This is a genomic window from Haemophilus aegyptius, from assembly GCF_900475885.1.
Classification (GTDB): domain Bacteria; phylum Pseudomonadota; class Gammaproteobacteria; order Enterobacterales; family Pasteurellaceae; genus Haemophilus; species Haemophilus influenzae.
The window spans coordinates 1,633,039-1,645,467 of the sequence record NZ_LS483429.1 but is presented as its reverse complement, the minus strand read 5'-3'; the positions used below and the strand labels follow the sequence as shown (position 1 = coordinate 1,645,467).

At 37.8% G+C, this 12,429-nt stretch carries 10 protein-coding genes and 5 pseudogenes; 10 read left to right on the top strand and 5 right to left on the bottom strand.

Translation table 11 applies throughout. The annotated features are described in order from the left end of the window. Window positions 1-65: 65 nt before the first annotated feature. Together DQN49_RS08645 and DQN49_RS08640 are read right to left on the bottom strand one after the other, a co-directional pair. Window positions 66-665, bottom strand: coding sequence for a fimbrial protein (locus tag DQN49_RS08645; RefSeq protein WP_006995892.1), 600 nt, complete (start codon window positions 663-665; stop codon window positions 66-68). A 450-nt stretch (window positions 666-1,115) separates the two neighbouring features. Then, window positions 1,116-1,286, bottom strand: a pseudogene (locus tag DQN49_RS08640) (hypothetical protein); the annotation flags it as partial. A 2-nt stretch (window positions 1,287-1,288) separates the two neighbouring features. Here DQN49_RS08640 and DQN49_RS08635 point away from each other — a divergent pair. The 5 genes and pseudogenes from DQN49_RS08635 to gloB form a co-directional block, all read left to right on the top strand. Continuing rightward, window positions 1,289-1,921, top strand: a pseudogene (locus DQN49_RS08635) (ABC transporter substrate-binding protein); the annotation flags it as partial. Further along, window positions 1,918-2,692, top strand: a pseudogene (locus DQN49_RS08630) (FecCD family ABC transporter permease). The pseudogenes DQN49_RS08635 and DQN49_RS08630, both read left to right, overlap by 4 nt. Then, window positions 2,692-3,423, top strand: a complete 732-nt coding sequence (locus DQN49_RS08625) for an ABC transporter ATP-binding protein (protein ID WP_006995898.1) — start codon at window positions 2,692-2,694, stop codon at window positions 3,421-3,423. Before DQN49_RS08630 ends, DQN49_RS08625 begins: the two are co-directional and overlap by 1 nt. 29 nt (window positions 3,424-3,452) lie before the next feature. Next, window positions 3,453-4,260, top strand: a pseudogene (locus DQN49_RS08620) (methyltransferase domain-containing protein). A gap of 51 nt (window positions 4,261-4,311) precedes the next feature. Further along, entirely contained in the window at window positions 4,312-5,013 is a 702-nt protein-coding gene (gene gloB, locus DQN49_RS08615; RefSeq protein ID WP_005689848.1) for a hydroxyacylglutathione hydrolase, read from the top strand. A 50-nt stretch (window positions 5,014-5,063) separates the two neighbouring features. Here the strand turns inward: gloB and tehB are convergent, their stop codons facing one another. Continuing rightward, window positions 5,064-5,924 (bottom strand): SAM-dependent methyltransferase TehB, encoded by an 861-nt coding sequence (gene tehB, locus DQN49_RS08610; RefSeq protein ID WP_006995902.1) that lies wholly within the window; start codon window positions 5,922-5,924, stop codon window positions 5,064-5,066. 112 nt (window positions 5,925-6,036) lie between these two features. Next, a complete protein-coding gene (gene metG / locus DQN49_RS08605) occupies window positions 6,037-8,085 on the bottom strand; it encodes a methionine--tRNA ligase (RefSeq protein WP_006995903.1) in 2,049 nt (682 codons plus the stop codon). Window positions 8,086-8,235: 150 nt separating this feature from the next. Between metG and apbC the strand changes: the two genes are divergently transcribed. From apbC to DQN49_RS08590, 3 genes are all read left to right on the top strand, one after another. Next, the gene (gene apbC / locus DQN49_RS08600) at window positions 8,236-9,348 is read left to right on the top strand and encodes an iron-sulfur cluster carrier protein ApbC (protein ID WP_006995904.1); all 1,113 of its coding nucleotides are present in this window, start codon (window positions 8,236-8,238) and stop codon (window positions 9,346-9,348) included. Window positions 9,349-9,570: 222 nt separating this feature from the next. Continuing rightward, a complete protein-coding gene (locus DQN49_RS08595) occupies window positions 9,571-9,840 on the top strand; it encodes an AbrB/MazE/SpoVT family DNA-binding domain-containing protein (protein ID WP_006995905.1) in 270 nt (89 codons plus the stop codon). After that, on the top strand, window positions 9,840-10,193 hold the full coding sequence (locus tag DQN49_RS08590) for a type II toxin-antitoxin system PemK/MazF family toxin (RefSeq protein WP_006995906.1): 354 nt from the start codon (window positions 9,840-9,842) through the stop codon (window positions 10,191-10,193). Before DQN49_RS08595 ends, DQN49_RS08590 begins: the two co-directional genes overlap by 1 nt. 38 nt (window positions 10,194-10,231) lie before the next feature. On the opposite strand, the gene DQN49_RS08585 is transcribed toward DQN49_RS08590, so the two are convergent. After that, the gene (locus tag DQN49_RS08585; protein ID WP_006995907.1) at window positions 10,232-10,894 is read right to left on the bottom strand and encodes an NAD(P)H-dependent oxidoreductase; all 663 of its coding nucleotides are present in this window, start codon (window positions 10,892-10,894) and stop codon (window positions 10,232-10,234) included. A 113-nt stretch (window positions 10,895-11,007) separates the two neighbouring features. Here DQN49_RS08585 and siaB point away from each other — a divergent pair, with 113 nt between their 5' ends. Further along, on the top strand, window positions 11,008-11,682 hold the full coding sequence (siaB, locus tag DQN49_RS08580) for a 5-acetyl neuraminic acid cytidyl-transferase (RefSeq protein ID WP_006995908.1): 675 nt from the start codon (window positions 11,008-11,010) through the stop codon (window positions 11,680-11,682). Between the two features lie 359 nt (window positions 11,683-12,041). Then, a pseudogene (locus tag DQN49_RS10680) lies at window positions 12,042-12,273 on the top strand (DDE-type integrase/transposase/recombinase); the annotation flags it as partial. Window positions 12,274-12,429 lie beyond the last annotated feature (156 nt).

The following is a 12,429-nucleotide window of genomic DNA, read 5'->3' as shown; positions in this document are numbered from 1 at the left end:
AAATATTAAAAGCCGACTAATTTTTTAAAGTATTAGTCGGTATAAAGGTGCTTATCAGTTATGATTTATTCATAAGCAAGGTTGTATTCAACAATGCCTTGAACATCGCCTGTACCAGCTTTACCTGTTGCGTAATATTGTGCTGCATAAGGGATTTTACCTGTAGTAATACCAGCTGTAAGCGCAACACTTTGAGAGCCTTGAACTTGTGTTGCGTCTAATTCTGTACCATCTGCTGCTGTAATAGCTTTATCATTTAAACCTGCTTTAATTACACTACCATCAGCATTTAATAATTGAATTTTTACATTAGTCGCTGGGGTGCTAGTAGCTTTATTTTCTAATAAACCACTAGCATCAGTAAATCCTGATTTAGGTAGGAAGAATGCTTTTACTTGATTATGACCTACCGCAGCCTTACAATTTTGAAACTGAATAGCAAAATCAGTTTTACCTGCCGTTGCACCTGTTGTTTTTAAAGAGCCTGTTTGCACGGTTGGTAGGGTAACGATAATATCTTTACTATCATTAGTAACCACGCAGGTTTGATCAACAACTTTACCCTTAATAGTTACTTTCCCGTCAGCTCCATTACTGACATCTGCTTGAGCATTTAGAGTGTTTAACGCAAGTAATAAACTTGCTGCTAATGTTAATTTCTTCATATGAAAAAACCTTTTTGAATGAATGAGTTAAAAATAAACTTGTTTATTTATATATTTTATTTATATAAAAAACTGCTCAATTCTACCCCCCCCCCCCCCCGAAAAGTCAAACGTTTTTCGCTTTTAAAATATTATTTGGTAATGAAAGTTTTACAACTTGATTTATTTAAGCCTAGAATGATGTGTATTAATACATATTTGGAATATGTTCTAACACCGTATTTATCATATTTACTCTGTAATGATGGAGAGAATATAATTCAAAGACTAAAGAGAAAAAGGGTTTAGAAGAAAACAGAAAAGTGATTGATAAGGAAAATGATTATAATACTGTAAAACATACAGAAAAAAGAAATCCTCTTATTGAAATAAGAGGATTTTCATACGATTATTTGTAACATCAGTCTTTACGTAACCATTTAATACTTAAAAGTACGAAATAAGCCTAATTTATTTTTGATGTGCTATTTTGGCTTTCTGCAACTTTCCATAAGCCCCCAGTAAAGCCTGATGTTCCTTAAAGTTTTCCAAATTCTCATCACTTGCTGGAAGATTGTAGAATGGATTGCCACTTTCAGAGACCGCAGCCCAAGCTTGTTTAACTGCATCTTTACCATACAGACCGCACTTTTGCTCAAACTCAAGCACCGTATTTGTTGTTAGATGGCAGATTAAGTGAAACGCCCGCTTTGTTACGTAAATTAGGTAAATTGCTTGGTAACGAAAAACAAGCTGAAGCACAAGCTAAATATGCGGAAGACACCCTTAAACAAGCACGCGATTTTGCTAAACAACATCATAAAACAGCCTATTTAGCGCGTAATGCGGATGGCTTGCAAACTGGTCAAAAAGGTTCGATTCATACGGAAGCAATGGAATTGGTTGGCTTGGAAAACGTCGCAGAGGGAGATCAAAAAGGCTTAACTCAAGTTTCAATGGAACAGCTTTTATTGTGGAATCCTCAAATGATTTTCACCCAATATGATGAGTTTTATAAAGATCTTAAAAACAATCCGCAATGGAAAGAATTAAGTGCGGTGAAAAATCAGCAAGTTTTCTTTGTGCCGCATACACCATTTGGTTGGATTGATTCACCACCAAGTTTAAACCGTTTATTAGGCGCGCGTTGGTTACAACATATGTTGAGTGGTAAGGCGAATGCTGACTTTGTGCCTGAAATGCAACGTTTCTACAAATTGTTTTATCACATTGATTTAACCAATGAACAAGCACTTAAGTTGTTTCAAGTAAAATGATGAGATCGACTTTTCTTTTACGTTCGCCTCGTTTATTTTTTATCTTGTTAGTTGGAATATTGTTTGGCAGTATTTTACTTGCTTTGAATGTGGGGAAATATCCGCTTTCCCCTAGCCAACTTTGGGAGACAATAAGCTGTTCGTTTAGCGGGCAATGTGAAGGAAACACGGAACAAACAGTACTGTGGCAAATTCGTTTGCCACGTATTTTTGCCGCTTGTTTTGTCGGGGCTGCGCTTGCTTGTGCGGGCGCAACTTATCAAGGTATGTTTAAGAATCCGCTTGTTTCGCCAGATATTTTGGGCGTTTCAGCGGGCGCAGGTTTCGGAGCAAGTTTGGCAATTTTTTACAATTTGCCAATGGTTTATATCCAGCTTTTTGCTTTTAGCGGTGGCATTTTAGCTGTGTTATGTGTATCGCTCATTGCCTCGCGTAGTCGTACACAAGATCCTATTTTAGTGCTGGTGCTTTCTGGGATTGCAATTGGTTCTTTACTTTGGTGCAGGCATTTCTTTGTTAAAAATTCTTGCGGATCCTTTCACTCAATTACCTTCAATCACTTTTTGGCTACTTGGTAGCCTGACGGCTATTAATCAACAAGATTTAATTCAATTGATCCCGATATTGTTGCTAGGGATTGTTCCCATTTTTTTATTACTTACTGATACGCTGGCTCGCACTATTGCACCGATTGAATTACCACTCGGTATTCTGACTTCTGCGTGTGGTGCACCATTTTTCCTTTATTTATTAGTGCGAGGGCAAAAATAATGTTACTCGAAACCCAAAATCTTGCCATTGGCTATGAAGGAAAAACACTGGTTCAACATATCCGATTTACCCTAGAGGAAAATCAAATTTGTTGTTTGCTTGGTGCAAATGGTGCAGGCAAAAGTACGTTTTTGAAAACTTTACTTGGTTTACAACCGCCTATTGGTGGTGATATTGTTTGGCAAGGAAAGTCGCTTTCTGATTATTCACCAACAGAATTGGCTCGGCATATTGCTTATGTGCCACAAGCGCATTCTCATTTATTTCCTTTTTTAGTGCAGGATATGGTGATGATGGGGCGATCTGCTTTTTTAAAGTGGTATCAAACCCCGAAAAAATCTGATTTGGATTTAGCATTAATGGCGTTGCAAGAGTTAGAAATTGCTCATCTTGCACAACGTTATTATCATCAATTAAGTGGCGGCGAAAAACAGCTTGTGTTGATTGCCCGTGCGATTGCTCAACAAGCCAAACTTTTAATTATGGACGAACCGACTTCTAGCCTTGATTTTGGTAATCAAATTCGAGTGTTAGAAAAAATAAAACAACTGCAAAAGCAAAAAATTGCGCTTATTATTAGCACGCATAATCCACAACAAGCGGCATTTTTAGGGGATAATATTGTTTTGCTTGATCAACAATTTGGCTTTCAACAAGGCGATAAAAAACATTTATTAACCTTAGAAAACTTGGCGAAAATTTACCGCACTTCGTCCGAACTTTTACATTAACATTTGAATAATTACATTGAAAAATCACTATGACTATTTACGACATCAATTTTGCTGAACTTTATCAACAGCACTTAATCGCTTGTAATCATTACAACTTACCTCCGATAAAATGGGATAAAAAAGCTGTGAAAATGGCAGAGAATTTAGTCGGCAAACCTTCAGCATATAATCAGCAATTATTGCAAGCTATGAATGTGCAAACCGATGAAACTGTGTTGGATATTGGCTGTGGGCCTGGTACTTTTGCTGTGCCGCTCGCACAACAAGGCTCAACCGTATATGCCTTAGATTATAGCAATGGAATGTTAGACTGTTTGGCACAATTCAAACAGAAATTGGGGTTGCATCATCTCACGACATTTCATAAATCTTGGGCGGATAATTGGGATGATGTGCCACAAGCTGATGTAGTGTTGGCATCTCGTTCAACGTTGGTGGACGATTTGGACGATATGATCGAAAAACTCTGTGCCAAGGCGAAAAAAACGTGTGTTTTTGACTTCTGTCACACAACGCCATTTCTTAGATGAGGGCGTATTTGAGGCAATTGGCCGAGAAGATATTGGTTTCCCGACTTATATTTATTTACTCAATCGGTTGTATCAAAAAGGCATTCAGGCAAATTTGAATTTTATTGAAACGGAATCGGGTTGTTTTCAAGGTAAAAGCTACGAGGATTTATTAGCCTCAGTGGAATTTTCTTTAGGCGAACTGTCCGAAAAAGAAAAACAAGGTTTAAAAGCCTTTTACGATCGTAAACAAGCTAACAACGAACCCATTTCTCACGGACAGAAAAAATGGGCGTTAATTTGGTGGAATGTGGATCGCATCTAATGTTTCAAGTGGAATCAATTTATTTTTCCATCACAAATGAAAAGGACGATTATGTTATTTGCTTTACCTGCGCTGAATGATAACTACATTTGGCTTTATCAACGAGAAAATCTGCCGCTTATTATTGTGGATTTGCCTGAAACGGACAAGCTGTTTGCATGGCTAGATAAGCAAAACGCAACGATTGAAGCGGTGTTGCTTACTCACGAACATGATGATCATACACAAGGTGTGTCGGCATTTAAAAAACGTTATCCAACAGTGCCGATTTATGGGCCGCAAGAATGTGAGAAAAAAGGTGCGACTCAAATTATGAACGAAGGGACGATCCTTACCGCACATTATCAAATTGATGTCATTCCGACTGGGGGACACACTAAACAGCACGTTAGTTTTTTAGTGGATAATCATTTATTTTGCGGTGATGCGTTATTTTCTGCAGGTTGCGGACGTGTTTTTACAGGCAATTATGCGCAGATGTTTGATGGTTTGCAGCGTTTGAATACATTGCCTGACGAGACGATTGTTTGCCCAGCTCATGAATATACCTTGGGGAATTTAGCATTTGCGGAAACTGTGCTGGTGGAAAAAAGTGCGGTAGAAAAACAACGTATTTTTGTTGAAACACAACGGGCTGAAAATAAACCGAGTTTGCCGACAACCTTAAAACTTGAGCGAGAAATTAATCCGTTTTTACAAGCAAAAACACTTGAAGAATTTACCGCACTTCGCAAAGCAAAAGACATGTTCTAAGTTATCTTTTTTATCAGAGGCAAAGTGCGGTGATTTTTTAAATTAGCAGATTATTTCTTTCTCGCTAACATGGTGGCAAATTTCATTTTAATGCGATTGCCGTTTTCATCAGTTTTGTGTAATTCGCCCATATTTTCGTTATATTCTAAGAATTCCCAATCTTTGTAATATTCTTTCAATTCGTTTTCAGCAAAAGTGAATGAGAATGGAAGTGGGCAAGGCACATCATCTGTGGACATGGCGGCAACGATTAAATTATATCCGCCAACATTGGTATGTTCTTGCATATTTTTGATGATTGACGGCACACGTTCACGATTTAAGAACATAAACACCACCGTTGAAACAATAAAATCATAGTTTTCTTGAATGTTGGCGGCGTTAATGTCGTAAAGTGCGGTAGAAATATTAAGGTTTTCTTTCTCTTTGGTTTCATTTAAAAAGGCAATGCTGTTTTCATTGTGATCCCAAGAGGTTACATCATAGCCTAATAAACTTAAATAAAGTGAATTACGCCCTTGTCCGCAACCTAAATCTAATACTTTACAAGGCGAGATAATTTTTGCTGCATCCACCACATCGCCGTGAATGGCAGTCATGTTGTATTTTTTACTGAAATAATCTTCTTTTTTGCAATAGAAACCTAGGGTACATTCTAAATCATCAGAAAGTGCTTCTACACGATGCCATGCTTGAGGTTCAACAAAAGGAATGTGGCTTTCTGGGGTAAAAATATGCTCGGCAACAACATCGCCATTTTCGGTTAGCTCATAAAATTTGATCTTACCTTTTAATACAGTTAATTTCCCCCAAGTGCCGACTTTTGTGTTGTGCTTTTCTTGGAACATTTGTGGCAAGTTGTCTTTTGTCCAAACTGGCATTTGTTTATAGCAAATTAATTCGTTTTTCATAATATTCTCCAAATAGATAAATAGTTGAGTGTTATGGTAGGTTATAAGTCATCTATTTTCAACAAGAAAATAAAAAGGCAACGTAATGTTGCCCTCATTTAGATTGAATTGATTATTTTACTTGCATGCCCGCAGTGACACCGCTATCGGCAGATAACAAGAATAAATCACCACCGCCTGTTCCTGCGGATAGAATCATTCCTTCAGATACACCGAATTTCATTTTACGTGGTGCAAGGTTTGCCACCATAATCACAAAACGACCTTCTAATTCTTCTGGTTTATTGTAAGCCGCTTTAATGCCAGAGAAGACTTGACGAGTATGATCACCAAGATCTAATTCAAAACGTAAAAGTTTATTAGATTCTGGCACTGCTTCGCATTTCAATACTTTTGCTACACGCATATCAAGTTTAGCGAAATCATCAATCGTGATGGTTTCAGCAATAGGTTCAACGGCAGAAAGTGCGGTTGGTTTTGCTTCTGTTTTTTCAGCGGCTTTATTGGCTGCTGCAAATAAGGCTTTGGTTTCTTCCACAACGGCATCAATTTGTTTTTTCTCTAAACGAGAGAATAAGGCTTTAAACGGTGCAAGGGTATGACCAAGTAATGGTTGATGAATATTATCCCAACGTAATTCAGCTTGTAAGAAGGCTTCTGCATGTTCTGCCAGTTTTGGAAGAACAGGTTTTAAGTAAGACATCAACACGCGGAAAAGCTCAATACCCATTGAACATACGGCTTGCAATTCTGCCTCTTTGCCTTCTTCTTTTGCAATTACCCAAGGGGCTTTTTCATCAATATATTTATTGGCTTTATCCGTTAATGCCATAATCTCACGAATGGCTTTATTGTATTCACGGCTTTCGTAATAAGCGGCGATTTGCTCGGCTTGGGCGGTAAATTCTGCAAATAATGTTTCATCTTCCAGTTTATCCGCAAGTTTGCCTTCAAAGCGTTTCGCAATAAAGCCCGCATTGCGTGAAGCCAAATTTACTAATTTGTTTACAATATCCGTATTGACACGTTGTACGAAATCTTCAAGGTTAAAGTCTAAATCTTCAATGCGATCATTTAATTTTGCTGCATAGTAATAACGCAAACATTCAGGATCGATATGATTCAAATAAGTGCTGGCTTGAATGAATGTGCCGCGAGATTTTGACATCTTCGCCCCATCCACCGTGACATAGCCATGAGCGAACACATTAGTCGGTTTACGATAGCCACTGCCTTCAAGCATTGCAGGCCAGAATAGACTGTGGAAATAAACGATATCTTTACCGATGAAATGATAAAGCTCCGCATCACTGCCTTCAGCCCAAAATTCGTTGAAATCAATGCCTTCACGATCGCATAGATTTTTGAATGAAGCCATATAGCCGATTGGTGCATCTAACCAAACATAGAAGAATTTATCTTTTGCACCTGGAATTTCAAAACCGAAATAAGGCGCATCGCGTGAAATATCCCATTGTTGTAAACCGCTTTCAAACCATTCTTGCATTTTGTTCGCAATTTCAGATTGAAGTGAGCCAGAACGAGTCCATTCTTTTAACATGCCTTCAAATGCAGGCAAGTCAAAGAAAAAGTGTTCAGATTCTTTTACTACAGGTGTTGCACCAGAAACAGCTGAACGAGGATTAATTAAATCCATTGGGCTATAAGTAGAAGCGCACACTTCGCAGTTATCGCCATATTGATCTTCTGCTTTGCATTTCGGGCAAGTGCCTTTCACAAAACGATCAGGCAAGAACATATTTTTTTCAGGATCGAATAACTGAGAAATAACTTTACTCTTAATAAAGCCATTGGCTTTGAGTTTATTGTAAATTTCTGCAGTGAGCTGTTTGTTTTCTTCGCTGTGAGTAGAATGGTAGTTATCAAAACTAATATTGAAACCTGCAAAATCACGAATGTGATCGGCTTTTGCTTTAGCAATTAATTCTTCAGGTGTAATGCCAAGTTTATCGGCATTCAGCATAATAGGCGTGCCGTGCGCATCGTCCGCACAGACAAAATGGATTTTATTGCCACGCATACGTTGAAAACGCACCCAAATATCCGCTTGGATATGTTCTAACATATGGCCTAAATGAATTGCCCCATTGGCATAAGGCAAGGCGCAAGTGACTAAAATTTTACGGGGTTGAGTTGTCATTTATTATTCTCTTTTTTAGCATACAAAAATTGTGCTTATCTTACTTTAAATAGGGGATTTTTTCTAGTTTGAAAAACTTTAACTTAACATACCGCACTTTCCGTGATTAAATATGCCCGACAAATTTACTCTACTAAATAGGAAGTTATTATGGCAACCTACTTTTCTGATAATTTGACTGCCGACCAGCAAAACCAAGTTCAGCAGATTATCCAACAATTTCAGCATCCAACTCTGCAAAAGGATCTGATTGTGCTTAATACTTTGAAAAAAGTGGAAAAGGGCGGCGATACTTTACGCATTGAATTGAAATTGCCTTTTGCGTGGAATTCTGGTGCAGAACAGTTAAAACAATCGGTTTCAGATGCGTTATTGAAAGCAACAGATTGTAAATTAATTAAATGGGCGGTGTCTTATCAAATCGCCACACTCAAACGTGCAAATAATCAACCGGCAGTAAAAGGTGTGAAAAATATTATTGCGGTGAGTTCTGGTAAAGGCGGCGTAGGGAAATCATCGGTTTCTGTTAATCTAGCTTTAGCATTACAAGCACAAGGCGCACGTGTTGGGATTTTAGATGCGGATATTTATGGTCCTTCTATTCCACACATGTTAGGTGCAGCGGATCAACGCCCGACTTCGCCAGATAATCAACACATCACCCCAATTAAAGCACATGGTTTATCTGCAAATTCCATTGGCTTTTTAATGAATGAAGACAGCGCAACAATTTGGCGTGGCCCAATGGCGAGTAGTGCATTAAGCCAATTATTAAATGAAACTCTATGGGATAGTTTAGATTATCTTGTTATCGATATGCCTCCAGGCACTGGCGATATTCAACTTACCTTATCACAACAAATCCCTGTGACTGGTGCCGTGGTAGTGACAACTCCACAAGATATTGCTTTGCTTGACGCAGTGAAAGGTATTTCAATGTTTGAGCGAGTATCCGTACCAGTGTTAGGCATTGTGGAAAATATGTCTATGCATATTTGTAGTAAGTGCGGTCATCACGAAGCGATTTTTGGCACAGGCGGTGCAGAGAAAATGGCGGAAAAATACAATGTGAAAGTATTAGCTCAACTTCCTCTGCATATTCGTATCCGTGAAGATTTAGATGCAGGCAACCCGACCGTTGTGCGAGTGCCTGAAAATGAAATTTCACAAGCGTTCTTACAACTTGCAGAAAAAGTCTCTACAGAACTTTACTGGCAAGGTTCCGTAATCCCAAGCGAGATTTTATTTAAAGAAGTGAAATAATCAAAAAAGATAGGGCTGCATTTGCAGCCCTTAAAATTTATTTTCATCTAATTTACCTTGAATAAGATGAAATGATTCTTTTATTTGACATCAATGAATATCAAGCTACACTAGCAGAGTATTATTAAGTGATACATTATTGCCAATAGTTAATTAGTATAAGGAGAGGCTGATTTTTGACTTATTTTTTATTAAAAATAAACTTTTGTCAGCTATATAACTATGAATATAAGATTACAAGTAAAACAGTGGGGAAATAGTAAAGCAATCCGTTTACCTAAGGACTTTACCGATTCTATGAATTTGGATATGGGGGACTTTTTGGAACTAGAAAAAATCAGCGACAATACAATTAAAGTGATTGTTGTGCCTAATAATCCGAAAAAAAGAAAAAGATTAACCTTAGATGAACGTCTTGCAATGACCTCATCAAAACAATTACCCGTCATTCAAGAATGGGATTCACTTGAGCCGACAGGACAGGAAATTTGATGGCTAAACAACAATTTAAAAGAGGTGATATTATCACAGTTTGCTTAAATCCAGTTGTGGGAAATGAATTACAGGGTGAGAAACGTCCTGCATTAGTATTAAGCGATAATAAATTTCATAATTTGGGATTTATGATGATAGCACCGATTACACAAGGAAATGCTGCGCTTGCCAGAGAAAATGGTTTTGCGGTAACGTTAAGTGGAACAGGCTGTAAGACACAAGGTGTCGTTGTTGCATATCAAGCCAGAATAATTGATTTTCGAGGTAGAGACGCAAAAAAAGTTGAATCTGTACCAGATTATGTTTTATTTGAAGTTCAAGACATTGTTGAAGCGATTTTAAGAGATTAAAAAAATTGCCCTAGTTTTTTTGCTAGGGCAATTTTTATTTATTTCACCCATCTCACCACTTCATCCAACGTTTTACGGGATTTTTTCGCAATATCGCGTGAGCGGTAGCCGAAAGTTGCGGCGACAGAAACGGCATATTCTTGAGGATCGAATAATCCTTCTTCGGCGAGGCATTCATTCATTTTGTCGTAATGAAAACCTTCAATTGGGCAAGAGTCGATGCCAAGGGCTGAAGCTCCAGTAAGCATATTTGCAAGGGCGATATAAGTTTGTTTACTGCACCAATCAAATAAAGTGCGGTCGCTTTCGAGTAATTTCATATCTTCTTCTTGCAGGGTTTTGTATTTTGCGAGGGCAGCTTGTTGTTGCTCTGCGTTCAAGCCTTTGCGTGCCATCACATCCACAAAAAACGGACTATCATAACGGGCATTTTTCTTCGCGAGAATTACCACAAGATGACTGCAATTATCAAGCTGATTTATCATTCCCCAGCTAAAAGGTTTCATTTTTTCGCGTAAGGTTTTATTTTGAATCACTAAAAATTTCCAAGGCTCAGAGCCTACAGAACTCGGCGATAATCGACCGCACTCTAAAATACATTCAAAATCTTCATCACTGATTTTTTTTGTTGGGTCGTAATAACGTGTTGAGCTACGTTGATGGAAGAGTTCAAGAACTTGTTCACGAGTAAGTTGAGTCATTTTATTTCCTCTTTGTTAAACAAAAATGTGGTGCCATATTAAAGATTAGTTTTTGCTAAAACAAGGGAAAGATTCTAGAATAGTCAGTGCTTTTATCACAGAGGGTGAAAATAATGACAAGAATTGCAATTATTCCTGCGAGAGCGGGTTCTAAAGGCATTAAAGATAAAAATTTACAGCTTGTGGGGGGCGTTTCTTTGGTGGGGCGAGCGATTTTGGCAGCGCAAGAATCGGGTGTGTTTGATCAAATTGTGGTGACATCAGATGGCGAAAATATTTTAAAAGAAGCCACAAAATACGGCGCAAAACCAGTGGCACGCCCTGAAAGTTTGGCACAAAGTGATACACGCACCATTGATGCTATTTTGCATTGCTTAGAAACACTTAATATTTCACAAGGCACCGCTGTACTTTTGCAACCAACCAGCCCATTGCGTAATGCTTTAGATATTCGTAATGCAATGGAAATTTTCCTTGGCGGCAAATATAAATCAGTGGTTTCAGCTTGCGAATGTGAGCATCATCCTTATAAATCCTTCACTTTAGAAGGCACTGAAGTTCAGCCTATTCACGAATTAACGGATTTTGAATCCCCTCGCCAAAAATTACCCACATCTTATCGTGCAAATGGTGCAATTTATATTAATGACATCCAAAGTCTCTTTGAAGAAAAACGCTTTTTTATCGCGCCAATGCGTTTTTATTTAATGCCAACTTATCGTTCCATTGATATTGATTCCACACTTGATTTGCAATTAGCCGAAAGTTTAATTTCAAAAGAATTCTAAAAAAATTGGTCGCACTTTTGATCTGCACTCCAAAAGTTGGATTAAACAACCAACTAAGGTGCAGATTTTTTATGACCAAATACAATTTTTTTCAAGTAACAAGTCATCGAGTTTTATCTTCAAAATAGTAAAAATTGTTGATTCCCCTGCAGACATTTTCAACTTGTCAGCAGAACATTGTGACATTGGATTAATCAATTTGATCATATTAGAATCAATGGCTTAGCGTTGCTGGGTAAGAAGTGAAATTACTCATCTGAATTTAAACTTAAGATGATACAATCGGTTAAAAGTAAGCAATTTTCTGCAGAACCCGCTTGCTTACATTTTGGTGCTGGAAATGGCTAGGGATTAAGAATACCGAGTTCAAGTGTGTGAAAGGCAAGCTCTATTTATCCCCTCATTAAGGATTTATTTAACAATGAAATTATTGCTTATGATTTAGTGCGAGGTCCGAATTCTGAGCAAATTACCCAAATGATGAAACAAGCTGTAGCAAGGTTTGCAGGCGCAAAACCGATTTTACATTCCGACCAAGGTTGGCAGTATCAGATGATAGGTTATCAAAACATACTCTGGGAGAATGGCATTCTACTCCTAAAATCCAAAGTACCCCTAAATTCTATTCATTTTTGCGAATAACTATTCATCATCATTTAAGATTCAAAATTTCAATCTATGGTTTTTCAAGATAGGAAATGATAGGGCGGTTATCTGTAAAAATAAAAATTTTCGTGGGAGATTTTT

Bases quoted from the DNA above. Each gene is read 5' to 3' on its own strand.
- DQN49_RS08645 (WP_006995892.1), bottom strand. From the start codon at position 665: ATGAAGAAATTAACATTAGCAGCAAGTTTATTACTTGCGTTAAACACT.
- DQN49_RS08625 (WP_006995898.1), top strand. From the start codon at position 2,692: ATGTTACTCGAAACCCAAAATCTTGCCATTGGCTATGAAGGAAAAACA.
- gloB (WP_005689848.1), top strand. From the start codon at position 4,312: ATGTTATTTGCTTTACCTGCGCTGAATGATAACTACATTTGGCTTTAT.
- tehB (WP_006995902.1), bottom strand. From the start codon at position 5,924: ATGAAAAACGAATTAATTTGCTATAAACAAATGCCAGTTTGGACAAAA.
- metG (WP_006995903.1), bottom strand. From the start codon at position 8,085: ATGACAACTCAACCCCGTAAAATTTTAGTCACTTGCGCCTTGCCTTAT.
- apbC (WP_006995904.1), top strand. From the start codon at position 8,236: ATGGCAACCTACTTTTCTGATAATTTGACTGCCGACCAGCAAAACCAA.
- DQN49_RS08595 (WP_006995905.1), top strand. From the start codon at position 9,571: ATGAATATAAGATTACAAGTAAAACAGTGGGGAAATAGTAAAGCAATC.
- DQN49_RS08590 (WP_006995906.1), top strand. From the start codon at position 9,840: ATGGCTAAACAACAATTTAAAAGAGGTGATATTATCACAGTTTGCTTA.
- DQN49_RS08585 (WP_006995907.1), bottom strand. From the start codon at position 10,894: ATGACTCAACTTACTCGTGAACAAGTTCTTGAACTCTTCCATCAACGT.
- siaB (WP_006995908.1), top strand. From the start codon at position 11,008: ATGACAAGAATTGCAATTATTCCTGCGAGAGCGGGTTCTAAAGGCATT.